Origin of the sequence: Geothrix oryzisoli, from assembly GCF_022808865.1 — a bacterium.
GTDB classification, from domain to species: domain Bacteria; phylum Acidobacteriota; class Holophagae; order Holophagales; family Holophagaceae; genus Geothrix; species Geothrix oryzisoli.
The window spans coordinates 171,244-193,824 of record NZ_JAKZLB010000004.1; the positions used below are offsets into that span (position 1 = coordinate 171,244).

Sequence of the window (22,581 nt, forward strand, 5' to 3'; positions counted from 1 at the left end):
ATCGCGTCAGTCCCGCGCCATCTCCACCTTCGGATAGGCGGCGCGGAAGCCGGAGGCCTCGTAGGATCGCTGGCTGGCTGTGCCCGGAGCCGTGGACGCGCAGGCCAGATCGCAGCCGCGTTCCCGCGCATGGGCAAGGCGGGCGCGGATGAGGGCCTTCTGCAAACCACGTCCCCGGAAGCGGGGAAGCACGGCATCACCCGACAGGAGGGCCACGCCGTCCACGATCCCCAGCATGCCGCCGCCGGCGGGCTCCTCATCCACGAAGGCCAGGAAGCCCCAGACGTCCAGCGCCTCGAGCGGAACCTCGAACGGCGGTTCCAGGTCGCGCCAGGCATCGCGCTCCAGGAACCCAGCGCAGACCACCCGGTTGTAGAGGAATGCCTCACCGGCCCTGGCGATCCGGACGGCCGGGGGCGATGGCGGCACCGTCGCCTCGGCCAGGGGTTTCAGCCACAGCTGCTGGAACTGGTGCAGGCGGTACCCCCGGCGCGCCAACAGCGGCCACAGCGACGGGTCAGCGCCAGGGCTCAATTCCAGCACCGTGGGCGCGCCGAGGAAGGCCTCGACGCCCTCCAGTTCCGGTTCGGTGATCGGCTCGAGCAGGCCCAGCGCCTGGTTGAGGGGATGGGCCTCGCCGCGAAAGTGCGCGAAACCGCCGCCCACCGGCCTGCTGCGGCCGCCGGCGGCCTGGTTCAAGCGCTCGTTCTGAAGGGCCTGGGCGCGCTCGAGGCGACGGGCCAGGCAGGTCAAGTCATGGAACATGGCATCTCCGGAAATGGGTTCAGCGGGCCGCCTTGGGGGCGTCCCTGCGTCCTGTGGCGCCCTTGGATCAGCCGAGGCGCACGGCTCCGACGCCAAGTCCAGGCGTGCCGAAGGGGCGGTGGAAGATGCAGGTCAGAGGCCTATCCCGAGAGACCTCCAGCCTAGCGGATATCCCTGCCGAAAAGCGAAGCCCAGCCATGCCGGTTGAGCGCGGGGGTGTGCAGGCAGGGCAGGACACCCGGGAAGACATAAACGCGGCCCCCTTTCGGGGGCCGTGGTGGATCGGTAAGCCGGGTTCTGTCGTGGGACGTCATTCCTCTGGGATGGATGTCGCCATCCAACTCAAGCGACCTACCCGCCGGCTCGGTCGGGTCAACCCTCGCCGCTTGCGCGGTGCGCCGGCCTATTTGGTCTTGCTCCCTGGGGGGTTTACCGTGCCCGTCCTGTTGCCAGTCCGGCGGTGGGCTCTTACCCCACCGTTTCACCCTTGCCTGTGATCCGAGGATCCATCGGCGGTCTGTTCTCTGTTGCACTTTCCGTCGGGTCGCCCCGCCCTGGCGTTACCAGGCCCAGTACCCTGTGGAGCCCGGACTTTCCTCTGCCCTTGCGAGCAGCGACGCCCTGATCCACAGGGTTGAGGCTAGCACGGTCTAGATCTTCTCCGGCGTGGCGACCAGGGCGGGCACCGCCTCCGGCCGGGCGGCCTTGAGGGCATCCAGGACCCCGGTCGCCCGGTGCAGCGGCAGGGAGGGATGAACCCGCAGGACCACCTTCCCCGTCGTTGGGCGCAACCGTCCGGGCAGCTCCGCCAGGGTGATGGGCGTCCCATCCAGGTCCAGGGAACCATCGGCAGCCAGCGTCAGGCGCAGGAGCGGCCCGGGGGGCCCCGCGCCGCCCGGGAGGGCGGCGTCGAGGGCCCGGGGCAGCACCGGCACCAGGACGATGAAGACGATCAGGAGGACGAGCACGATGTCCACCAGGGGCGTGATGTTGATGTCGCGTCGAAGCTCCGTGGCCATGGCACCCTCACCGCAGGCGGAAGTTCAGGGTGAGTCGGAAGCTGGCGGCGACCACCCGCCCATCCATGCGGGCCGGCTCGAAGCGCCACTGGCGGGCTGCGTGGAGGGCGGCCTCCTGGAGGGCCGGATGGCCGTCCAGCACCCGCACCTGCATGGGCAGGCCCGACTCGTCCACGACCATCAGCAGCACCACGGTGCCCTGGACGTGGGCCCGGCGGGCCAGATCCGGATAGATGGGATCCACCCGGCGGAGGATCGCCGGAGCCGTGGCCGAGAAGTCGTGGATCACCGGGCCGGAAGCAGGTCCCGCGGTACCGGAAGCCGGGGCGACAGGCCCTGGAAGCGCGGGCCCGCCGGCAGGGACCTCCGAGAAGCGGTCGGCCGTGGGGAGGCCCGCCGCGGCCTCCTCCGGATCCGCCCTCGCGGGCGCGCCGGAGGGGGCGGCGATGGTCCCGCTTCCGGCGCCCCCTGCGACCGTGGAGAGCACCCGTTCGCTGGGACGCAGCCGTGGGGGTCCGTCCAGTTCCACCGGCCGCCACGGAGGGGCGGACGGGAGAACCGGCACCAGGACGGCCTTCGGCCCGAAGGAGGCGATGATCACCGCGCCGCCGGCGAGCAGGAAGTAGGTCAGGGCGGACAGCGCAGCCGCACGGAGCGTGTCTGAAGGCGGCGCGGAAGCGAGCACGGCATGGGGCTGGAGGGTGGGCGGCAGGTCCGGGAACGCAGGCCCCCGGCCGCGCCGGAGCGCGAGGTTGGACATGGGATCTCCTGTGGTTGGCGCCTGTGGCCTCCCGCAGATCCCACGCGCGCCGCAAGCGGCGCACATCGGTTGGTGGCAATCCCGGGCCCTGGATCACACACCGTCTGGAGGAGGTCCAAAGATCGCTTGCATCAGGTATCGGCGGCAGATCACGGCTGTCAAGGGACCTACCCAGGTTAGGAGCGCCTCAGGTCCTCACAGCGAGGGCAAGGGCATGGTCCAGCCCTTCCGCTGGAGGTCCTCGAGCAGGGCCCAGGCCGCCCGATAGGGATCGCCCTCGCTTCCACCCAGCACAGCCGCCTGGAGACGGGTGCGGAAGGCCGCCAGCTCGGGATGCGGGGTATCCGCCAGGCCGGCGCCCGACTGGAAGAGCCTCAGCAGCAGGGCCTCGGGATGGGCATATCCGAGTCCGATGGCGCCGAGGACGGCGCCGCCCTCGCCCTCCTCGGCCCCGGCCTGGAGCAGCCGGTCCCGCAGCGGCTGGAGGCCGGTGATATCCGCATCGAGGCCCACACAACGGACCTTGGGGCATCCGTCGAGGCGGTCCACCTGCTCATGGTCCGCCACCAGAGGGCAAGGGGGGCGGCGCCCCTCGTAGGGCAGTCCGGTCAGGAACGCCTCATGCTGCGGATCATCGCGCACCCAGGCATGCACCAGGCGCAGGACGCCCGCCCTCTGCGCGGGATCCATGTCCGGCCCGCACCAGATGAACTGCTGCACGGGGATGGTCCTGGGTGCCGCCTGGCGGAGCGGCCTGTCCCAGGCCCCGGCGTCCACGGACAACGCCAGCCCGAGCCCCGCCAGGAAGAGGGGGAGCCCGGGATAGGGGAAGGCCAGCCGGAGCTCGGCGCCTTCAGGCACGACCCTCACATCGGTACCGGGCAGGCAGGCTTCCAGAGGACTTTCCCGCAGGGTCTCCTGGAGGGCAAGGCGGTGGCCTTCGGTCCGCAGGCGCTCGATCAATTCCAGGCGCCACACCTGGCCCGAGGGATCGCAGGACCAGGCCTGCAGCGCCGAGGGCTCGGGACGGCCAAGGGCATCCGGAGCCATCAGGAGCAGTCGCAGCCCTCCCACCGCGTCGGAGTAGCTGAGCGGCGGCCGCAAGGGTCCCGCCTCCAGCAGGCGCGGCCGCCGCTGGGCCCGGGCCCACGTGGCGCGGTCCCAGGTGGGCGCGGTGCTCTGGCCCAGCCCCAGCAGGTGCGACAGACCGCCCGATGCGATCTCGCGATAAGCCTCGCTCTGGCGGAGGTCCTGGTGGCCCCGGAGGATCCCCCAGATGTCCTCGACATTCTTTTCGCTGATCCGGGAGAGCTCGCCGCCCACTTCAGCGAGGTGCTTCCCGGCCCGGGACAGCTGGCCCACTTCGACCGCGGCCTTGGCCTCCACGCCCCATTGCCGGACCAGCGCGGACTGGAGGGCCGACGAGCATTCCCCCACCTCGTACAGGGACCGCTCGGCCCGCTCCGACGTCTGCCGGACCTGCTCCACCAGACCTGCATGAGCCTCCAGCACCCGCTCCAGATCCTGCCCCTGGCGATCGAGGTGGCCCGCCACATGGAGGAGCTCCTGGATGCCGGCCTTCAGGTGCTGGGTCACCTCCTGGAGGTCCCACAACCCGGCGCTCTCCCGCTCCAGGCCCCGCTGGTGCTCATCCAGGGCACGGCCCAGATCCGCCGCCCCCTGGGAGGTCTGGTCGGCCAACCCGCGGAGGCGTCCTCCGATGGCCTGCAGGCCCTCCCCGCCCCCGCCCTGCTGGGCGAGAATGGCGGCGTTCACGGCCAGCAGGCCGGTCTGCTGGGCCGCCTGATCGATGATCTGGATCGCTCCCTGCGCGCCTCCGAACGACGTGATGCGACGCTGCGATTCGGCCCGGAAGGCCTCGATGCGCCGGGCGAGGGCCTCTGCCTGATCCCTCACCCCGTCGGCGGCGGTGCGGAAGCGGCGGAGCTGCTCCGCCCGGGCCTTCGTCTCTTCCTGCAGCCCCGGGGCATGAGCCACCAGGCCCTTGACCACCAGCTCCAGACGCGCGGCCTGCCGCACCCCGGTATCGGCGAGACGGCCCAGCGCATCTTCCTCCTTCTGCATCTGCGGGAAGGCGTCCTGGAACTCCCTCAGCAGAGCCTCGACGTGCGTCAGCCGCGCCTGCGTCCGTTCCAGGGCGGTCGCGAACGCCTGCCCCTGGAGGCGATGCTGATCCGCGCGGAGCCGCTGCTCCAGTTCGATCTGATCGAACTGGAGGGAGCCCTCCAGAGTCTTCCGGAGGTCCTGGCCGTAGGCCGCGAGCCGCTCTGCGGCAGCCACCCTGGCGGTCCGGTCCTCGACCGATTGCTCCTGGATCTGCGCCAGCAGGCCATCCAGTTCCACCCACTCCCGGACCACGGCCTGATGCAGGGAATCCAGGTGGGTTTCGACCTGGCGGCTTTCCCCAAGGAGCGCATTGATCGCCGCCGCCACCTGGCGACCCTCCTCCCGCAGCCCGGCCGGGGGCACCAGCGGAGTGCGGTCGCCGCGGAGAATCCGCCCCGCCCGATCGGACAGGAAGCGCTCCGGGTCGAGATCCCGCTGCCAGGCGAACCATCGGCGCCCCAGCAGGGCCAGTCCACCGACCGCCATCATCAGGATCGCCGCCTCCCCCGCCCCCAGCGAGGCGGAGGCCCTGAACAGGAGATAGGCGGCGCCCCCCAGGAAGGGGAGCACGGCCAGGTCCGCCAGCCAGCGGCGCACCCCGCGGTGTTGCATGAAGGAACCGCCCAGAACCATGCCCGACCTCAAGCCATGCCACCCCATCGGCCAAGAGGAGCTTCAGGCCAAGTTTAGGGTGCCCGGCAAGGCGCGATGCTGCCGCGGTTTAGAGCGTCCGCCACAACACCTCGTAGCTCCGCAGGCCGCCTCCCAGCTCCTGGAGCAGGCGGGCGCGAAGGAGGGCGGTGATGGCCGCCTGGGCCTCGTCGGACGGGTCCGGACGGGGTGCGGTCTCCGCCCCCCCGGTCCGCAATCGCCGCAGGTAGTCCCGGGCGCCGGGCGGCAGGGTCTCCGAGGGATCCACCGGCGTGCAGGCCTGGCAGCACCAGCCATGGTCGGGGCTGAGCAGGGCCAGGGGCGCCGAGTCGTTCCCGCAGCGCCCGCAGGTCCGCGGATGGGGCAGCAGTCCCAGGCAGTGGAGCAGCCAGTGTTCGGCGTAGGCCAGGATCCCCAGGGCATTGTCCGGGTCGGCCTTGAGGGCCCGCCCGCAGGCACTGAGCAGCCGGTAGAGGCGGTCGTCCTCCACGCCCTCCTTGGCCACGCGGTCGAAGAGATCCGCCAGACAGGCCATGACGAGGCTGCATTCCAGGTGGCCCAGGGTGAGGGGGCTGAAGGCCAGCTCGCAGCGGGTGACGCGCTTCAGCTCGGTCTGCTCCTTGCCGAAGAAGCTCACCCGCACCATGCCCAGGGGTTCGAAGGCCGCCACCCACTTGGCCGTGGGCTTCTTCACCCCCTTGGCCAGCCCGGACAGCCGCTCGCCATGCTCGGAGAGGAACGACACCACGGCCCCGCCCTCGGCGAAGGGCACGGCCTTGAGCACGATGGCGGCGAGGGTCCGGATCACCTTTCCAGTCTGCCCGGAATCAACCGAAGGCTCGGGGCCGTGTCTCACCTGGCGAGGCTTTCGACTGCGCCCGTCTGGAGATGGTCATGAACAACCTGGTCCGATCCTTCGCCATCCTCGCCCTCGCCGCCCTGCCCATGCTGGCCCAGCCGGGGCCAGGCGCCCATGATGGCCGCCACCTGGCCCGGGCCCTGAACCTCACCGAGGCCCAGCGGACCAGCATCCAGGCCATCCGGGAGAAGCACCGGCCGGATCTGCTGGCCCACCGGGAGGCGATGCGGCAGGCCCGGGCCGCCCTCCGCACGGCTCTCCAGGATCCCGCCACCCCCGAGGCCCGGCTCCGCACCCTCCACGACCAGGCCTCCTCGGCCCGGTTCGACCTGCTGCTGGCAGCCCGGGCCGCCCGGCAGGAAGTCCAGTCCGTGCTCACCCCGGAACAGCGGGCCAGGGCCGCCGAGATGCGGGCCACCGCCCAGGTCCGCCGCCGTGAACGCATGCGCCACCTCCGCCTGGCCATGGGGATGCCGGGCTGATCCGACCTCCGCGGACCGGTAGACTGGGGGGATGCGTGCATCCCCCCTTTTCGCGGCGGTCCTTGGCGGGATCCTCCTCCTCACCCCGGGGGCCCCGGTTCTGGCCCAGGCAGCCCCGGGCCGGACCTTCCGGCAGTGGGTGGGCGGCCAGGAGGTGGGAGGCGCCTCCCAGGAGGCCAAGAACCAGGACGGAATCCGCGAAGTGCGGAACCGCGAGTGGATGGCCCTCTCCCGCCTCGGCCAGGAGATCCGCCAGGAAGTGGACCAGACCGCCCGGCGCGCGGCGGACGGGTCGATGACCTTCACCTGGCGGCTGCAGCTGTCCAGGGAACCCTTTGAAGGCCGCGCCGAATGGACGCCGGCGGACCCCGGCACCTTGAGCCTCCACCCCCTGAACGGGGCCCCCCAGCGCACCCCGGTGCCTGCCGGGGCCCTGCTCTGGCCCGAGGATCTCGACGCCCGGCTCATGGAGGCCGCCCGCCTGCGGCGCGCCGTGAAGGCGATCACCTTCTCCTTCCCCGTCCAGCAGTGGAACACCCTCACCCTCGAACCCGCCGGGCCGGACCCGCTGCCGGGCTTTCCAGACGCGGTGCGGTTCACCGGCCAGGAGACCCAGGGCGATGCCGCGATGTCCGTGGAAGCCTGGATCTCCCCCAGCGCCGGCGAGCTGCGCCAGCGGTCCGAGCTCGGCGGGCTCGCCATCCTGATGCAGCGCGCCGAGCTCCCCCCGCCCAGGGCCCGGGCCGGCGAAGCCGAGGGATTCTTCGAGCGCACCCTCCAGCGGCTGCCGCCGCACCCCTTCCAACCCTGGCTGCGGGACCTGACGCTGCGGGGTGAAGGCGCCGTGCCGGAGCTGCCCGAGGATGCCCAGCAGATCCGGCTTGGCGGTGGACGCTGGCGCCTGGTGCGGGCGGCCCTGCCCAGCGCCGCCGAGGCGGCCCAGCCACCGGTGGCAGGCCCCCCCGCGCCCGGGGAGGCCAGGTTCCTGGCGCCCAGTCCGCTGGTGCCCTTCCAGGATCCCGCCTTCGACGGCCTCCTCCGGCGCCTGGCCCTCCCCCCGGGGCTGTCGCGCTGGGAGCTGGCCCGGCGGGTGACCACCTTCGTCTTCGACTGGATCACCGAGAAGGACTACACGGTGGGCTTCGCCTCGGCCCTCGAGGTCTGCCGCACCCCCCGGGGCGACTGCACCGAGCACGGCGTGCTGGCGGTGGCGCTGCTGCGGCGCCTGGGCGTGCCCGCCCGTGGCGTCACCGGCTGGGTGGGCCTGGGCGACACCCTGGGCCTGCACTTCTGGGTGGAAGTGAAACTCGGAGAACGCTGGGTACCGGTGGATCCCACCTTCGACCAGGCGCCCGCCTCGGCCTTCCGCATCAAGCTCGGCGACACGGATCTGTCCGACCTCGGGAGCGTCGGCTGGGAGAGCGCGGCCCTGGCCTTCTCGGGCGTCCGCTGGATTCCGGAGCGCGAGGCCACGGCGCCCTGGGGCGCGGGCACCCGCATCGAAGGCGACCTGGTGACGGCGTCCGATGGCAGCCGCCTGCGCCTTCCGGGCGGACACTGGAAGCTGGACCGGGGCACCTTGACCTTGAACCGGACCTGGACCGTGGCGGCCGCGGCCCGCCCCGGCCAGGCGCAGCTCAAGGGCAACCGCCGGCTGGCGGGACCGCACACCCTCCGGGAGGGCTGGTGGGACCCCGCCGCCCGCCGCCTGTGGCTGGATCTGGGCCAGGGCCGCTGGCTGAGCCTGGACGGGGTTTCAGAAAATGCCGCCTACCAGCTGCTGGATCAGCTGATGGCCCCCACCAGCTCCTCCTGAGCCCCCTCCTGCTGGGTGCAGTGCTCCCGCAGGCGCTCCAGCCAGTTCGAGATGCTCAGGCACTCCTGCTCGTCGCAGCAGCTGGTGAGTTGCGCCGCCATGACCCGCACGGGCTCGTCGAGGCGCTCCATGAGGCGGCGCCCCTTGGGGGTGATGACCACCCGGCTGACCCGGCGGTCCTTGGGATCGGCCACCCGCTTGAGCAGGCCCTGCGTCTCGAGGCGGTCCACCAGTCGCGTCACGTTGGCGAAGCGGTAGATCATCCGCCGCTCGATCTCGTAGATCGGGTGGCCCTTGACCGGTCCGCCGCGGGCGATGCGCAGCACGTTGTACTGCTGGATGGTCAGCCCGTGGGCTTCGAAGAGACGCTCCTGGACGCGGACGACGGCTTCCCGCGTCAGCATCAGCTGGAGCATCAACTGGACTCCCGGAGCGGGGAGCTTCGACATCTGAAGTTCTTCCTGAAGGGACATGCCGGCCTCACGGATACTTTGCGGGCAAGCATCACGCTATCCGTGGGATTCTGGAAGGTCGTAGGAGCCCTTCTTGCCCGCCATCGCCCTTAGTTTGATCAATGTCACGAAACGATATGGCGCGACAGCCATTCTGGACGGACTGAGCCTCGGTCTCTTTCAGGGTGAGAAGGTCGGCCTCATCGGCCGCAACGGCGCGGGCAAGAGCACCCTGTTCCGGCTCCTGACCGGCGACGAGACCCCCGATTCCGGGGAGGTCATCATCACCCAGGGCCTGCGCGTGGCCCGCCTGAGCCAGGAACCGCACTTCGCCCCGGGGGCGAGCATCCGGCAGGCCCTGGAGGCCTCGCTGGCCGATCACGCCGCCCTGCTGGCCCGCCATCAGCGGATCCACGAGACCCTCCATGGCGCCACCGGCCAGGAGGAGGCCCGGCTGCTTGACGAACTGCAAAGCGTGGAGCACCAGATCGAGCGGTGGGGCTGGGATCTCGAGCCGCGCCTCAAGGCAGCGGCCACCACCTGGGGCCTGACCGACCTCGAAGTCGAGGTGGAGGCCCTCTCCGGCGGCTGGCGCAAGCGCGTGGCCCTGGCCCAGGCGTGGCTCAAGGAGCCCGATGTCCTGGTGCTGGACGAGCCCACCAACCACCTGGATCCCGATCAGGTGGAGAAGCTCGAGGCCTGGCTGCAGGCCTATGGCGGCGCCCTCCTGCTCATCACCCACGATCGCCACCTGCTGGACGCCGTCGTGACCCGCATGCTCGAGCTGGATGAGGGCGCCCTCCGCAGCTACGAGGGCGGCTACAGCGACTACCTGCTGGAAAAGTCCGATCGCGAGTTCCGGGAGGCCCGCCTCACGGAGCACATGCAGAACCGCCTGCGCCGCGAGATGGCCTGGCTGCGTCGCGGCGCCAAGGCCCGCACCCGCAAGTCCAAGCTGCGCATCCAGGAGGTGCTGGACCTCAAGGACGACGTCGAGGACCGCACCCGCCTGGAAGCGCGCCAGGGCCTGTCCTTCGCCGCCGGCGGCAATCGCAGCGACGCCCTGATCCGCGCGGAGCGGGTGCGCTTCGCCTATCCCGGCGGCGGGGAGCTGCTGGACGGCATCGATCTCAGCCTCCAGCGCGGCATGCGCGTGGCCCTGCTCGGGCCCAACGGCTGCGGAAAGTCCACCCTGCTCAAGGTGCTCCTGGGGGACCTGGAGCCCACCGCCGGCGAGGTGGTCCGCCACCCGAAGCTGGCCACCACCACCATCTCCCAGGGGCGCGGCGAGCTGGACGGGGCCCGCAGCATCCTCGACAACCTCGCCGAGCGGGCCTCGGTGGTGGACACGGGGAACGGCACCCTGCTGGCCCACGTCTACCTCACCCGCTTCGGCTTCCCGGTGGACCAGCAGGCCCGCCCGGCCGCCACGCTCAGCGGCGGCGAGCGCAACCGCCTCCTGCTGGCCAAGGCCATGCTCAGCCCGGCGGACCTGCTGGTGCTGGACGAGCCCACCAATGACCTGGACATCCCCACCCTCCAGAATCTGGAGGAGGCCCTCCTGGACTTCGGGGGGACCCTGCTGCTGGTCAGCCACGACCGGTTCTTCCTCGACCAGGTGGCCACCCACACCCTGGCCTGGAATGGGAACGGCACCCCGCGCTGGGAGCTGTACGAAGGCGCCCCCTCGACCGTCCGCAGCCTGCGGGAGGCCCGGGCCGCGGCCCAGGAGCCGCCCAGGGCCGAGGCAGCCCGCGCCATCGCCAGGGTGGAGCCTCCCCGCGCCCGGAAGCCGGGACTGTCCCAGAAGGAGCAGCGGCGCCTCGCCGAGGTGGAAGCGGAAATGGAGGCCCTCCACACCCGGCTGGCCGAGCTGGATGGCCTGCTGGCAGATTCCTCGGCCTTCCTCCGGGCGGACAGCCCCGGCCACCAGGCCCTCCGGGACCGGGATGGGGTAAAGGCGGCGCTGGAGGTCCTGGAAGAGGCCTGGCTCGAACTCGAGGAAAAACGCGGCGGCGGCTGACCCCATCACAATTTGCCCTTGGGGCGGACAGTCTCGGGGCCTTTTCGCTACCCTGGATCCTGGACTTTTGTGGAGTGCCCATGCGCCCGATGCCCTTCCTCCTCTTCTCCGCGGTGGCGCTGGTGGCCCAGGCCCCCGCGAACCTCGACCTGACCCAGCGGTTCAATGCCGAACTTCCGGGCATCAACCAGATGCTCAAGAGCTTCCAGGCCCAGGCAGCCATGGCGAAGGTCGAGGGCATGATCCCCGCCGAGCGCCCGACCTTCAACGGCACGAACCTCCAGACCATCGGCCAGAGCATGGACAACGCCCAGGGCCTCCTGTCCTTCTATCGCCTCTGGGCCAATGCCGCTTCCGAGGCCGGCCAGTGGGAGAAGGCCGTCGAGATCCAGCAGAAGCGGTTCAAGACCGCCCAGGCGATCAAGGCGGACCTGGACAGGGCCCAGGCCCCCATCGCCGCCCAGTGGGAGAAGGCCTCCAAGGATTCCCAGGACTACATCACCCAGAACGAGGCGAGGAAGAAGGAGCTGGAGCCCCTCGTCACCGCCTTCAAGGCCGAGTACGAAGAACTCAAGGCCGGGAAGAAGAAGCTGACCAAGAAGGAGGCCGACGACTTCAACGCCCGGGGCACCAAGATTGCCCAGGACGAACAGGAACTGGCCCAGATCAACGCCGCCCTCCCCGTCCACAAGCAGAACCTGCTCAACGCCCCCAAGGTGGCCAAGGTGCTCGCGGACAACCGGAAGGAGGCCGACGGCATGGTGAAGGCCGCCGAGACCGCCGCCACCAAGGCCAAGGAAGTGCTGGCCAGCCAGAATGACGAGATCACCAAGTTCAACACCGAGCAGGTGATGAAGAAGGTGAAGATCGTCGGGAAGAAGAACTGGGTGGATGCGGTCCTCCGCAACCACGAGAACCTCACCAAGCTGGGCACGGTCCAGAACCAGGCGGCCTTCCTCGCCCGCCTGCTGGTGCTGGATCCCGGCAATGCTGGCGCGACCAAGGCCCTGGAGAACCTGAAGCAGGGCAAGGAGCCCTTCGTCAAGGAAGCCAAGCCCGCGAAGAAGGCCGGCAAGAAGAAGTGACCTTGCCGAACCCATCCTGGAAGGAGCGACCATGAGCCGCCTCGGATTCCTGCTTGCCTGCGTTCTGGCCACCAGCCTGGGCGCCCAGAGCCTCACCGACCGCTTCAAGGAGGTCCGGGGCCCCTGGGAACTCCAGCTGGAGCGGGGCGAAGCCGCCACGGTCCGGCGCGGCGTGGAGGCCCTCCTGGGCCGCGAGGGGCTCACGGTCAATCCCTCCGACTACAACGACATGCACGCCCTGACCGCGCTCCGCAGTCTGGCGGCCCGTGCCTGCGTGGCCGAAGGCAGCTGGGAGGAGGCCGTCGCCCACCTGCAGAAGGCCCAGTCCGCCGCGGAGGAGAACCTGGCCACGGCGGAGCCCCTGCTGGCCAAGACCCGGGCCGAGCACGAACTCAAGCTCCGCGAGTTCCGGGACGCGATGGACAAGCAGGCCCCCAGGCTCAGGGAACTGGATGAAGCCCCCGGCCTGAACCAGGACCAGATGAAGCTCCGCCAGCAGCTCCGGATCTTCATGGATGAACAGAAGGCCGCCATCGCCCACAGCGAGCGCGCCCTGAAGGACATCGACGGCATCCTGGAGCGCCTGCGGCAGACCAAGGACAGCACGACCAAGGCCGCGGCGGACTGGAAGGCGTTCCTCGCCCGGGAGAAGGCCGAGATCACCGAAGCGGGCGGCACCGCCAGCTTCGTGGCCGGCAAGGTCGAGCAGGTGAAGGCCGACGATGCGCGGCCCCAGCAGGAGCGCCTGGCCTATGCCCGGCGCCTCCAGAAGCTCGACCCCGCCAACAAGGATGTCGCCCGCCTCCTGAACGGCCTCCTCGGCAAGGAAGAGGAAGCGGCCCCGGTCAAGTCCAAGGCCAAGAAGAAGAAGGCGGCCAAGAAGTAGGCCCTCCCACCCTAAAGAGAAGCGGCCCGCGAGGGCCGCTTCTCCGTATGAACGGGATGGATCAGAACACGAACCCGAAGGCGACCTTCACGAAATCCGTGCTGGGGGGATCACCCGCCTGCATGTCGTGGCTGGTCAGGGAGGTGTGGTAGGTGGCTTCCAGCGTGAACCGGACCCCGGCGTCATAGCCGAAGCTGTGCCCGATGCCCAGCGAGCCGCCCATCCGGCTCTTGCGGGTGGTGTCGACGGGGGCGTAGCTGTAGTAGGAGTTGATGTCCCCATAGCTGCGGTCGAACTGCTCAAAGTCCGCCGAGAGGCCACCCACGAAGTAGAGGCCCCGGTGCCGAAAGGCCGTCCCGTTCGGGAAGATCTGGATGTCGCCGCCCAGGCTGAACATGGAGTGCCGCAGGTTGATGTCGCTGTAGCCCGCGGCGCGGTCCGTGCCGTTCTCGGCCGAGCCGCTGAGGTTGAGCCGGATGGCCAGGGCGCGGTCCACGGGGAAGCTCACGGTGAAGCTGCCGCCGAGGCCCAGGTCATAGGTCATCTTCCCATCGTAAGGCTGCCCGAGGCTGTCGATGCTCGTGTAGCGCTTGCTGGCAAAGTCGCCGGTGGGGTTGATGAGATTCAGGCTGAAGCCCATGTGCGGGCTCTGGGCGCGGAGCGCGACGCCCGAGACGAGCAGCAGGGGCAGGAGGAGCAATGTGGTTCGGCGCATGGGGCCTCCAGGAGGTGTGGCATGAGAACTTACGGAGCGAAGGGCGTGCCAGCTTACGACAAGCGGCGTCAATCCTTGGATCCAGCGCAGCATACTCCGGTTGAGGGCCCGCCACGACCGCGGCGTTTTGCCTCGGCGGAGTGCGGGATTGCAACAGCAGGCTTTGGGTCGGGCCCGCGATGGCCTACTCTGGTCATGACGAGGATGGTTCATGGCGTGGAAGCAGGATCTGGCGAAGTTGAAGCAGCAGTTGGGACCGGAGCCGGCCCTTCCTGCGCCCAAGGCCTTGCCCAAGCCCGTCCCCAAACCCCAGGGACCCGCCAGCATGGATGACGAGGACGCCGTCTTCCTCTCGGCCATGGGCCTGAAATCGGCGGCACCCCGGCCACCCCAGACCGCGGCCGCCCCGTCGCCCGCTCCTTCCGCAGCCCCGGCCCAGCCGCTTCCTCCGCCTCCCCCGCCCGAGACATTCGAAGAAGCCCTCAAGGACCTGAAGGGACTGAAACCTCTGGCCCGGGGGCCCAAGGCCACCTCCGCCCCGGCCACGACGCCCCCTCCCCGCCCGGCCCCCGCGCCCCCGGCGGCCCCGCTTCCCGAGGCCGCCCCGCCGCCGCCCGAGGCTTCCGTGCCCGAAGCGGTGCCCCTGAGTCCGCCCCCGCCTGGTCCACCCGTGGCGCCCGTCAGCGCGCCGCTCCGGTTCCAGCTGGCGGCGGGCATGGCCATTGACGTGGACGGTGTGCTGGACCTGCGGGGCCACACGCTGCAGGACGCGGTGGAGCGTCTCAAGGACCGCCTGGGAGACGGCCAAGTGCTGGGCTGGCGCAGCCTCCAGGTCATCCTGGGCCCGGACCCCCTGCTCCACGAGGGGCTCATGGCACTGCTGGCCTCCGGGGAGACGCCCATGGTGGCGCGCTACGCCCAGGCCCCGGTGCCCATGGGCGGCAGCCAGGCCTGGCTGCTCTATTTCGTCCCCTCCCAACCCCAGTCCTGATCTGCGCACCTGATTCGAGCGATAGGGAGTACCACCGATGAGTCTGCTGGTCGTTGGCAGTGTGGCCTTTGATGATCTGGAAACCCCCTTCGGGCGCCGCGAGCGCGTCCTGGGCGGCTCCGCGACCTATTTCTCCCTGAGCGCCAGCCGCTTCCACCCGGTCCGGATCGTGGCCGTGGTGGGCGAGGACTTCGGCCCGGACCAGATGCGCGTCTTCGAGGGCCGCCCCATCGACCTGGCCGGTCTGTCGAAGGTCAAGGGCCTCAGCTTCCACTGGAAGGGGGCCTACGGCTACGACCTGAACGAGGCCAAGACCCTGGCCACGGACCTGAACGTCTTCGCCGACTTCAAGCCCGACCTGCCCGCCCACTACCGCGAGTGCCAGTACCTGTTCCTGGGGAACATCGATCCGGTCCTGCAGCTGGATGTGGTGCGCCAGATGACCAAGCGGCCCACCTGGATCGCCCTGGACACCATGAACTACTGGATCCGCGGGGCTCGCCCGGCCCTGGAGGCGATCCTGAAGGAAGTCGACATTCTCCTGGTGAACGATGCCGAGGTGCGGGAACTCACCGGGGAATATAGCCTCATCAAGGCCTACAAGAAAGTCCGGGCCCTCGGCCCCAGCATCCTCGTGGTCAAGCGCGGGGAATACGGCGTGGCCCTCTTCACGCCCGAGGGGATCTTCGCCGCCCCGGCCTACCCGCTGGAGAACGTCTTCGACCCCACCGGCGCCGGGGACACCTTCGCCGGCGGCTTCCTGGGCTACCTGGCCTGGATTGAGCGGATGGACGTCACCGCCCTCAAGCACGCCACCCTCGTGGGGTCGGTCATGGCCAGTTTCACCGTGGAGCAGTTCTCCACGGAACGACTCGAGCAGATATCGCAGGATGAAGTTCGCAACCGCTTGGCATTATTTTCAGATATGATCCGCGTCGAAGACCTATAATCAGCACCACCTAATCCCCTGGGGGTCCCTGATGCACCAGTCCAATCGTCTGTCTGTCGGTCGGCGGCGCGCCCTCGCGATGGCGCCCGGTCTCGCCATGGCCCTGGCACTCGCGGTTCCGAGCCTTGAGGGGCAGGAAGCGGCTGGCACGATCAAGGTCGAGACCCACAGCTCGAAATGGGATTATCCCAAGGAACTCAAGGTTCCAGAAGGCTCCCGCACCCATATCGTCGAGAAGGGCGACACGCTCTGGGACCTGGCCGGGAAGTACCTGGGCAATCCTTACGCATGGCCCCAGATCTGGGAGCTGAACCAGTGGATCAAGGATCCGCACTGGATCTACCCCGGGGACCCCCTGATCATCGACCTGACCCGGGCCGTGGCCACGGCCGGCTCCGTCCCCGAGTCCGTTTCGGGCCTCCAGCCCGACCGGCGCCGCGCGGACCCCAGCGCCCTCCGGCGGCCCGAGTTGGGCTTCGCCTTCCAGGACTTCATCCAGCTCCCCTTCTTCGCGTCGGAAGGCGCCGAAGCCCACTACAAGAACCAGGGCGCCTTCACCCTGACCGCGAACCGCCGCGAGGATCGCCGCCTCCTGGGCGAGGGCGAGACCATCTACATGAATGGCGGCAGCGACCAGGGCGTCAAGGCCGGTGACCGCTTCCTCGTCCTCAAGACCGTGGCCCGCAACATCAAGCACCCCGCCAGCAAGCACAAGCTGGGTGACGTGGTGCAGCAGGTGGGCGTCATCCGGGTGGTGACGCCCCAGCCCAAGGGCTCGGTCGCCATCGTCGAGCGCTGCCTGGACGGGGTGGAGATGGGCGATCATCTGGTGCGGTTCACGGAGCCCGCCAACCTGCCCCTCCAGCTCCGGACCGACACCACCGATCCCGTGAAGGTGGCCCCGAACTCAGCCGTGGTGGTCTTCGCCCGCGATGATCACCAGCACACCGCCATCGGCGACATGGTCATCGTGGACAAGGGCACCAACGATGGCCTGAAGGTGGGCGATGTCCTGCTGGCCGTCCGCACCAGGACCTTCCCCGTGGGGCCCGACAGCGACCCGAAGAGCGCGAAGGAGACGACCACCCACTACGTGGGACAGGCCCTGGTGGTCCGCACCGACGCCCAGACGGCGACCTGCCGCCTGCTCCGCACCACGGAAGAGATCCGCATCGGCGATACGCTGACCCACTAGCGGGAGCCGGAAACCTGAACAGCTGAGGCCCCCCCGGGGGCCTCAGCTGTCGGTGCGCTCCAGCTCCACCACCACCCGCTGACCCCGGGTGGGCAGGGCATACGGATGCGGCGTGGCCGCCCAGCCGGACGGCAGTGGCTCCCGGGACCAGTCCGGCCCCTTGAGGGCCAGGAAGGGGGCGCCCGCTTTCCCGTGCCGGGCCCACCATCCCACGAGCTGCTCCAGGGATCCCAGCGCCTTGGCGGTCCCGAGATCCGCCTGCAGCGGCGCCAGGCCCTCGAGGCGGCCCTGCACGGCTTTCAGGTTGGGCAGCGGCAGCTCCAGCGCCGCTTGGCGGACGAAGGCCAGCTTCTTGGCGGAGGCGTCCACCGCCAGCACCTCCAGATCCGGGCGGGCCAGGGCCAGCACCACGGCTGGGCAACCCATGCCCGTACCCAGATCGGCCACCCGGCTGCCCGGCGGGAGGTGCTCCAGGAAGGGCAGAAGCGCAGCGGCATCCAGAATCAACTCTTCCCAGCGCTCGGCTTGAGGAAGCGAGGTCAAGGCGTGGGTGCGGTTCCAGCGATCCAGCAGCACAAGATAGCGGCGCAGGGGGGCGGACAGGGGGGAAGGCAGGCGAGGCTCCATGCCTTCAGGATGCCAGGGATCGCCCGCGCCCATTGAAACCTCTTCACATCACTTATTTCCTCTTTGTATTCAACATTTTTATGACATTTCAATTCAGATTGTTCACCCACCCGATCTATCATCTGTACGGTGAACAATCGACGTAATTCATGCACCTAGAATGAAGACATTGACGAATGGGTCAATAGCACTCATGATGAATCCCCTTTGACTGATCTTCCACAGGAGCCGGCCATGACTGAGACCAAGCTGCCCTTCCAGATCGATTGGTCGAGCCGGAGCAAAATGCGCGGGCCTGGTGAGCAGTCCCTCGGGAAACTGCTTCATAGCCTCAGGGATCGCCTCGCACCCACAGCTCAGGGCGTATCGCTGACTTATGTCGATGATCGTGGCATGAGAAAACTCAACCGCGAGCATCGCGGAAAAAACATGACGACGGATGTCCTGAGCTTCCCCTCAAGTGTGGAGAAAGGGGCCTTTCCACACCTTGGCGACATCGTGATCAGCCTTCCCACCGCCGAGAAAATGGCGAAGAAGTTCGGCGTCAGCCGCCGGCGTGAAGTGGAGACGCTGGTGATCCATGGCTTCCTGCATCTCTGCGGCCATGACCACGAGAAGGATCACGGCGAGATGATGGAGCTCCAGGCGCAGCTCGAGCGCGAGCTGCTCGAGACCGAACCGCTGTCCATGAGCCTCAAACGGGGACGCAAGCCCGGCAGCAAGGTCAAGAAGCTGAAGGACGGCACCCGGGTCGTGGTGACCGGCCGGGCGGCAGCCGCCCTGGTCCGCCGGGAACGGGTGAAGAAGGAGAAGAAGGTCAAGGTGCGCAAGGTCGCCAAACCCAAGGAGCCCGCCGTGAAGCGCGGCCCGGGGCGTCCGCGCAAAGAGGCCGCAGCGCCCGCCAAGCGTGCGCTCCGCCGCCGCCGGCCCAGCCCCTCCCGCAGCGGCGTCATCGCCTAAGCGAGCCCGCAACCTCTGCATGGAAAAAAGGGCCGAGGGCCGATAAAATGGCCCTTTGGCCCGGCCCCGGGCCTCATCGGAGCCTCCGTGATCAACCTCCTGCTCGGCCTGGGCGCCGCCCTCGCCGTGATCATCCTGTGCAGCGTGCTTGGCATGCCCCTGTGGGTCGGCATCCCGCTCGGCGTGCTGGCCGGAGCCGGCCTCTTCATCTGGCAGGGCCGCAAGGTCCAGCAGGAGCTCGAGAAGATCTTCACCCGCGCGGGCGAGCTGCTGAAGAAGCAGCAGTTCGAGAAGGCCATCGAGGTGATGAAGGAGGGCTACCGCTTCGCGCCGAAGCAGTTCCTCGTGAAGGGCAGCATCGACGGCCAGATCGGCGTGGTGCAGTACCTCCGCAAGAAGAACGAGGAGGCCGAGCCCCTGCTGGCCTCCGCCTCCATGCAGCACTACATCGCCAAGGCCATGCTGGGCATCCTCCAGTGGAAGCGGGGCGAGAAGAAGAAGGCCAAGGAGACCTTCGCCCTGGCCGTGAAGGCTGGCAAGAAGGAGAGCCTGCTCTACGCCGTCTACGCCTACGTGCTGGTGGAGATGGGCGAGCGCGACAAGGCCATCGAGATCCTCAACCAGGGCCTCGGCGTCTGCAAGGGCGACGAGCGCCTCATCACCAACCGCAACCTGCTGCAGAACGGCAAGCCCCTCAAGATGAAGGTCTACGGCGAGCAGTGGTACCAGTTCCTCCTGGAGCGTCCCATGATCCGCCAGGAGGCTCCCGCCTTCGCGCGGGTGTCGCGCCGGGCCCTGCGCGGGTGATTCCGCAGCATTGAAAAGACTCTTTTAACTTTCGGCACCGCGGAGCGGTTGCCGCGCGGAACGAACGATTGAAGGAGCAACCTCTATGTCCGGCCACAGCAAATGGTCCACCATCAAGCACAAGAAGGGCGCCGCTGACGCCAAGCGCGGCAAGGTGTTCACGAAGATCCTCAAGGAGATCACCGTGGCCGCCCGTCTCGGCGGCGGCGACGTGAACGCCAATCCCCGCCTGCGCCTGGCCGTGGACCAGGCCAAGGGCAGCAACATGCCCAAGGACAACTGGGAGCGCGCCATCAAGAAGGGCACGGGCGAACTCGAAGGCGTGACCTACGAGGAAGTGGTCTACGAGGCCTACGGTCCGGGCGGCGTGGCCATCATGGTCGAGGCCATGACGGACAACAAGAACCGCACCACCCCCGAGGTCCGCAGCTACTTCACCAAGTTCGGCGGCGAGCTGGGCGCCCAGGGTTCCGTGGCCTACCTCTTCAGCAAGCAGGGCCAGATCGTGGTGGAGCCCGAGGTGTCCGAAGATCAGGTCATGGAGGTGGCCCTGGAGGCTGGCGCCGATGATGTGATCAACGAGGGCGGGGCCTGGGTCATCAAGACCAGCCCCGAGGCCTACCAGGCCGTCAAGGACGCCGTGGACGCGGCCAAGCTCCCGGTGATCGAGGCCAAGATCATCATGGCCCCCACCACCAGCACCGCCCTCGAAGGCTCCAAGCTCGCCAGCTTCCTCAAGCTGGTGGACCTGCTCGAGGACAACGACGACGTGCAGAACGTGTGGCACAACGGCGACTACGAGGAACCTGAGGACTGAGGTTCCGTGCCCCACGCCCTCCGGGCGAACGCTGAGCGACCGGCCCTGCCGGTCGCACGCGTTTCTGGCTGCCCGCGATCGCACGGCGCCCCGCGCCGTGCTCCCACTCCCCCGCTTCGCGGGCTCGCGGAGCGGGGCCCCCGGCACAACGGCGACTACGAGGAACCGGAAGACTGAAATCCCGAACCTGGGGACCGAATAGTTCAGGGCGCCTTTCGGCGCCCTGAACTATTCCTGCGCCTTCGGCGCAGGAGAATGCTGGGCTGTCACCAGGCCAGCGTCTTCTTGTCCCACCGCCAGGATGGGGAAGCGCGGGGGTTCTCCCCACATGCCGTCCCCTCGGACGAGGGCGCTCTGGAAGACGCCCCAGTAGGCCAGGCTGTCCGTGCTCCGCGGATCCAGCAGGTAGAAGGCCAGGCGGCCCAGGGGCTGGTTCAGGGGGATGTAGAGGGCGCGGTCCAGGTCCTCCGGCGTCCAGGGCAGCTGCAGCTTCTTCACGCCGGGATCGGTCTTCCAGGCGCCCTGCAGTTCCAGCGTGAACACGCCCTGATACGCGGAAGGCGAGAGCTTGCGCCCTGATTCCTGGAAATGCAGCACCGCCAGGTTCCGGGGGCGTTGGGCGCCCTTGAGCACCGTCAGGCCATGGGCCTGGAGCAGCGGCAGCACGGTGGGGGCATAGGCGGGATCCACCAGGTAGCCCGCCGGAGCCGTCACGAAGTTCTGCCCCTCGAAACCCACGAAGCTGGGCAGCACGAGGTGCGTCCGCGACTTCTCGCCCACCAGGCGGCCCTTTTCGTCGCGGATGGGATCCACCCAGTCGAACGCGGCCCGTTCGACTTCTTTCAACTTCGCTGAAAGGGGAAGAGATACGGGCCCCTTCTTCGAGGCTTCGGCCCAGCGGGCCTGGGCCATCTGGATCTCACCCCGGATCTCGCCCCGGTGACCGGCCATCCAACCGAGGCAAGCCAGCACGAACCGGCGGGTATCCGAGATGCGGTCGGGCCAGCTGCGGTAGACGTAGCTCTCCGAGAGCACTGCCAGCCGGTTGCGCAGGGCCGGGTAGTTGGTGAGCAGCCGGGGATGGGCGTCGTAGGTCTCCCAGGCCGTGGGCGGCTTCTCCGGCGTGGGCTTGTAGGGCACGAAATTGCCGTAGTCATAGGTGGGCATGCCCTCGGCCTTCAGCTGCTCGCGCACCTCGACCAGCATCTTCCGGTTGAAGGCCAGCAGGTCCTCGTCCGCGCCCAGCGTGCAGGCGGGCCCATGGGTGAGGTGGAAGCCGTGGGTGCTCCCGTTGGTGGTGTGCAGGTCCAGCACTGCCGCAGGGTCGAAGTCCTGCAGCATGGCCAGCAGCCAGCGGGTGTTGGGGGCCGCAGCCTTCATGAGGTCGCGGTTGAGATCCAGGCCCTGGGCGTTCTCGCGGCGCCCCACGCCGCTCTCCGTGGGGTTGGGCTGCCAGGGCCGGATCGCGGGATCCAGGGCATCCGTGCCATCGGCGTTGTAGGCGGGCATGACCACCAGGTCGAGGTCCCGGCGCAGTTCCGGATGCTTGCCCTGGAGCAGCTCGCGGAGAATCTGCTGGATGGCCTCCTTGCCTTCGACTTCACCGGCGTGGATGTTGGCGTTCACGTAGACCCGCAGCGGGTCCGGCCCGGTCCCCTTCAGGCGCCAGGCCAGGAGGGGCTTGCCGGTCTCCGTGGCCCGGGGGGCCCCCTTCGGATGGTAGGCCTGCAGGCCCGGCGCGCGCCTCTGCAGCGCCTCCATGAAGGCGCGCACCTCCGCCACCGTGGAGGTGCGCTTCAGCTGGGTGCGCTCAGGGACGGTCTGGGGCCACCCGGCGAGAAGCGTCGTCCCCGCCAGGGCCAGCAGCAGGCGCCGCACGGTTCAGCGGGCGGGGAGGGCGGTGGTCGCGGTGACGGGCAGCTCGGGGCCGGCCTTCCGGGGGCCGCCGAAGAGCCCCTTGTTGTAGACCGTGAAGGCCGAGGCCAGGAACAGCACCAGCACCAGCAGGGCCGAGCCCCGCTTCCCGGCGGCCAGGGCCTTGGGCGTCATTTCCGACAGGCCCACCAGCACCAGCACCAGCAGGAGCTTGATGTGGAAGTAGTGGCCCTGCTTCAGCGGGTTCGAGCCGCCCTGGATCATCAGGACCAGCAGACCGATGCCGGCCAGGAGGGCGAGGCGGAAGGCCCAGGCCACCACCTTGGCCCAGATGGTGGCGGCGAGGCCGCGGAGGTCCTCGCGCCCTTCTTCGAATCCGGACAGGAGGAGGGCGACCACGGCCGCACCGCCACCCACGGAGAGGGTCACGAAATGCAGCCAGCGGACAAGGTTCACGGCGTCGAGCTTGAGGTTCATGGTTGCCTCTGGATAGGGGATCTCAGGGTAGCAGCCCTGGTAGGCTCATTAGAGTGTCTAACAAAACTCGACGAGGCCACGATGACGTCAGGCAGGATGCACCGCAAGGAAGGGCCCGCCGGGCGATGCGGGACATCGTCCAAGGGCCCTGACGCCGCGGGGCGCCTGCCTGGCGTCATCCCTCCGGGCGAAGACTGGCGGGCGTCGCGATGCTGCGTCAGGCTCGGATCACGTAGTACCTGC

General features: G+C 69.1%; 21 protein-coding genes and 1 other RNA gene. 11 read left to right on the forward strand and 11 right to left on the reverse strand.

Annotated features, from left to right (window positions below):
- Positions 1-6: 6 nt before the first annotated feature.
- The 6 genes from MLE43_RS11950 to recO form a co-directional block, all read right to left on the reverse strand.
- Positions 7-765, reverse strand: a complete 759-nt coding sequence (locus MLE43_RS11950; RefSeq protein WP_243304302.1) for a GNAT family N-acetyltransferase — start codon at positions 763-765, stop codon at positions 7-9.
- Positions 766-1,034: 269 nt separating this feature from the next.
- Positions 1,035-1,398: RNase P RNA component class A (gene rnpB / locus MLE43_RS11955), an RNA gene on the reverse strand.
- Positions 1,399-1,415: 17 nt separating this feature from the next.
- On the reverse strand, positions 1,416-1,784 hold the full coding sequence (locus MLE43_RS11960) for an ExbD/TolR family protein (protein ID WP_243304305.1): 369 nt from the start codon (positions 1,782-1,784) through the stop codon (positions 1,416-1,418).
- 7 nt (positions 1,785-1,791) lie between these two features.
- Positions 1,792-2,544, reverse strand: coding sequence for an energy transducer TonB (locus MLE43_RS11965; RefSeq protein ID WP_243304307.1), 753 nt, complete (start codon positions 2,542-2,544; stop codon positions 1,792-1,794).
- A gap of 195 nt (positions 2,545-2,739) precedes the next feature.
- On the reverse strand, positions 2,740-5,283 hold the full coding sequence (locus MLE43_RS11970; RefSeq protein ID WP_243304309.1) for a methyl-accepting chemotaxis protein: 2,544 nt from the start codon (positions 5,281-5,283) through the stop codon (positions 2,740-2,742).
- Between the two features lie 109 nt (positions 5,284-5,392).
- Entirely contained in the window at positions 5,393-6,130 is a 738-nt protein-coding gene (recO, locus tag MLE43_RS11975; protein ID WP_243304311.1) for a DNA repair protein RecO, read from the reverse strand.
- A gap of 86 nt (positions 6,131-6,216) precedes the next feature.
- On the opposite strand from recO, the gene MLE43_RS11980 reads away from it, so the two are divergent.
- Together MLE43_RS11980 and MLE43_RS11985 are read left to right on the forward strand one after the other, a co-directional pair.
- Positions 6,217-6,663, forward strand: coding sequence for a Spy/CpxP family protein refolding chaperone (locus MLE43_RS11980; protein ID WP_243304313.1), 447 nt, complete (start codon positions 6,217-6,219; stop codon positions 6,661-6,663).
- Positions 6,664-6,694: 31 nt separating this feature from the next.
- Positions 6,695-8,479, forward strand: a complete 1,785-nt coding sequence (locus MLE43_RS11985) for a transglutaminase-like domain-containing protein (RefSeq protein WP_243304316.1) — start codon at positions 6,695-6,697, stop codon at positions 8,477-8,479.
- On the opposite strand, the gene MLE43_RS11990 is transcribed toward MLE43_RS11985, so the two are convergent.
- Positions 8,449-8,952, reverse strand: a complete 504-nt coding sequence (locus MLE43_RS11990; protein WP_243304318.1) for a MarR family winged helix-turn-helix transcriptional regulator — start codon at positions 8,950-8,952, stop codon at positions 8,449-8,451. The genes MLE43_RS11985 and MLE43_RS11990 overlap by 31 nt on opposite strands.
- Before the next feature lie 73 nt (positions 8,953-9,025).
- Between MLE43_RS11990 and MLE43_RS11995 the strand changes: the two genes are divergently transcribed.
- The 3 genes from MLE43_RS11995 (at position 9,026) to MLE43_RS12005 (ending at position 12,925) form a co-directional block, all read left to right on the forward strand.
- Entirely contained in the window at positions 9,026-10,954 is a 1,929-nt protein-coding gene (locus MLE43_RS11995; protein WP_243304322.1) for an ABC-F family ATP-binding cassette domain-containing protein, read from the forward strand.
- Positions 10,955-11,034: 80 nt separating this feature from the next.
- Positions 11,035-12,039, forward strand: coding sequence for a hypothetical protein (locus MLE43_RS12000; protein ID WP_243304325.1), 1,005 nt, complete (start codon positions 11,035-11,037; stop codon positions 12,037-12,039).
- Between the two features lie 31 nt (positions 12,040-12,070).
- Positions 12,071-12,925, forward strand: coding sequence for a hypothetical protein (locus MLE43_RS12005; RefSeq protein WP_243304327.1), 855 nt, complete (start codon positions 12,071-12,073; stop codon positions 12,923-12,925).
- Between the two features lie 61 nt (positions 12,926-12,986).
- Here MLE43_RS12005 and MLE43_RS12010 read toward each other — a convergent pair whose 3' ends face one another.
- Entirely contained in the window at positions 12,987-13,640 is a 654-nt protein-coding gene (locus MLE43_RS12010) for a hypothetical protein (protein WP_243304330.1), read from the reverse strand.
- A 211-nt stretch (positions 13,641-13,851) separates the two neighbouring features.
- Here MLE43_RS12010 and MLE43_RS12015 point away from each other — a divergent pair, with 211 nt between their 5' ends.
- From MLE43_RS12015 to MLE43_RS12025, 3 genes are read left to right on the forward strand one after another with little or no spacing between them, the layout of a single operon-like run.
- The gene (locus MLE43_RS12015; RefSeq protein WP_243304332.1) at positions 13,852-14,631 is read left to right on the forward strand and encodes a Smr/MutS family protein; all 780 of its coding nucleotides are present in this window, start codon (positions 13,852-13,854) and stop codon (positions 14,629-14,631) included.
- A gap of 37 nt (positions 14,632-14,668) precedes the next feature.
- The gene (locus MLE43_RS12020) at positions 14,669-15,580 is read left to right on the forward strand and encodes a PfkB family carbohydrate kinase (protein ID WP_243304334.1); all 912 of its coding nucleotides are present in this window, start codon (positions 14,669-14,671) and stop codon (positions 15,578-15,580) included.
- A gap of 31 nt (positions 15,581-15,611) precedes the next feature.
- Positions 15,612-16,775 (forward strand): LysM peptidoglycan-binding domain-containing protein, encoded by a 1,164-nt coding sequence (locus MLE43_RS12025; protein ID WP_243304335.1) that lies wholly within the window; start codon positions 15,612-15,614, stop codon positions 16,773-16,775.
- A gap of 42 nt (positions 16,776-16,817) precedes the next feature.
- Here the strand turns inward: MLE43_RS12025 and rsmG are convergent, their stop codons facing one another.
- Positions 16,818-17,402 carry a 16S rRNA (guanine(527)-N(7))-methyltransferase RsmG gene (rsmG, locus tag MLE43_RS12030; protein WP_243304336.1) on the reverse strand — a complete coding sequence of 195 codons (585 nt, stop codon included), beginning with the start codon at positions 17,400-17,402 and terminating at the stop codon, positions 16,818-16,820.
- A 285-nt stretch (positions 17,403-17,687) separates the two neighbouring features.
- Here rsmG and ybeY point away from each other — a divergent pair, with 285 nt between their 5' ends.
- The 3 genes from ybeY to MLE43_RS12045 all read left to right on the forward strand — a co-directional run bounded on the left by ybeY (position 17,688) and on the right by MLE43_RS12045 (position 19,986).
- A complete protein-coding gene (gene ybeY / locus MLE43_RS12035; protein WP_243304911.1) occupies positions 17,688-18,362 on the forward strand; it encodes an rRNA maturation RNase YbeY in 675 nt (224 codons plus the stop codon).
- Positions 18,363-18,449: 87 nt separating this feature from the next.
- Positions 18,450-19,169 (forward strand): tetratricopeptide repeat protein, encoded by a 720-nt coding sequence (locus MLE43_RS12040; protein WP_243304338.1) that lies wholly within the window; start codon positions 18,450-18,452, stop codon positions 19,167-19,169.
- Positions 19,170-19,254: 85 nt separating this feature from the next.
- Positions 19,255-19,986 carry a YebC/PmpR family DNA-binding transcriptional regulator gene (locus MLE43_RS12045; protein WP_243304340.1) on the forward strand — a complete coding sequence of 244 codons (732 nt, stop codon included), beginning with the start codon at positions 19,255-19,257 and terminating at the stop codon, positions 19,984-19,986.
- 228 nt (positions 19,987-20,214) lie between these two features.
- On the opposite strand, the gene MLE43_RS12050 is transcribed toward MLE43_RS12045, so the two are convergent.
- Together MLE43_RS12050 and MLE43_RS12055 are read right to left on the reverse strand one after the other, a co-directional pair.
- Positions 20,215-21,864, reverse strand: coding sequence for a M14 family zinc carboxypeptidase (locus MLE43_RS12050; protein ID WP_243304342.1), 1,650 nt, complete (start codon positions 21,862-21,864; stop codon positions 20,215-20,217).
- 3 nt (positions 21,865-21,867) lie between these two features.
- Positions 21,868-22,338, reverse strand: a complete 471-nt coding sequence (locus MLE43_RS12055) for a hypothetical protein (protein WP_243304345.1) — start codon at positions 22,336-22,338, stop codon at positions 21,868-21,870.
- Positions 22,339-22,581: the final 243 nt, after the last annotated feature.

Excerpts from the sequence above, each read along its gene's own strand:
- MLE43_RS11950 (WP_243304302.1), bottom strand. The coding sequence starts at position 765 with ATGTTCCATGACTTGACCTGCCTGGCCCGTCGCCTCGAGCGCGCCCAG.
- MLE43_RS11960 (WP_243304305.1), bottom strand. The coding sequence starts at position 1,784 with ATGGCCACGGAGCTTCGACGCGACATCAACATCACGCCCCTGGTGGAC.
- MLE43_RS11965 (WP_243304307.1), bottom strand. The coding sequence starts at position 2,544 with ATGTCCAACCTCGCGCTCCGGCGCGGCCGGGGGCCTGCGTTCCCGGAC.
- MLE43_RS11970 (WP_243304309.1), bottom strand. The coding sequence starts at position 5,283 with ATGCAACACCGCGGGGTGCGCCGCTGGCTGGCGGACCTGGCCGTGCTC.
- MLE43_RS11980 (WP_243304313.1), top strand. The coding sequence starts at position 6,217 with ATGAACAACCTGGTCCGATCCTTCGCCATCCTCGCCCTCGCCGCCCTG.
- MLE43_RS11985 (WP_243304316.1), top strand. The coding sequence starts at position 6,695 with ATGCGTGCATCCCCCCTTTTCGCGGCGGTCCTTGGCGGGATCCTCCTC.
- MLE43_RS11990 (WP_243304318.1), bottom strand. The coding sequence starts at position 8,952 with ATGTCCCTTCAGGAAGAACTTCAGATGTCGAAGCTCCCCGCTCCGGGA.
- MLE43_RS12000 (WP_243304325.1), top strand. The coding sequence starts at position 11,035 with ATGCGCCCGATGCCCTTCCTCCTCTTCTCCGCGGTGGCGCTGGTGGCC.
- MLE43_RS12005 (WP_243304327.1), top strand. The coding sequence starts at position 12,071 with ATGAGCCGCCTCGGATTCCTGCTTGCCTGCGTTCTGGCCACCAGCCTG.
- MLE43_RS12010 (WP_243304330.1), bottom strand. The coding sequence starts at position 13,640 with ATGCGCCGAACCACATTGCTCCTCCTGCCCCTGCTGCTCGTCTCGGGC.
- MLE43_RS12015 (WP_243304332.1), top strand. The coding sequence starts at position 13,852 with ATGGCGTGGAAGCAGGATCTGGCGAAGTTGAAGCAGCAGTTGGGACCG.
- MLE43_RS12020 (WP_243304334.1), top strand. The coding sequence starts at position 14,669 with ATGAGTCTGCTGGTCGTTGGCAGTGTGGCCTTTGATGATCTGGAAACC.
- MLE43_RS12025 (WP_243304335.1), top strand. The coding sequence starts at position 15,612 with ATGCACCAGTCCAATCGTCTGTCTGTCGGTCGGCGGCGCGCCCTCGCG.
- rsmG (WP_243304336.1), bottom strand. The coding sequence starts at position 17,402 with ATGGAGCCTCGCCTGCCTTCCCCCCTGTCCGCCCCCCTGCGCCGCTAT.
- ybeY (WP_243304911.1), top strand. The coding sequence starts at position 17,688 with ATGCGCGGGCCTGGTGAGCAGTCCCTCGGGAAACTGCTTCATAGCCTC.
- MLE43_RS12045 (WP_243304340.1), top strand. The coding sequence starts at position 19,255 with ATGTCCGGCCACAGCAAATGGTCCACCATCAAGCACAAGAAGGGCGCC.
- MLE43_RS12055 (WP_243304345.1), bottom strand. The coding sequence starts at position 22,338 with ATGAACCTCAAGCTCGACGCCGTGAACCTTGTCCGCTGGCTGCATTTC.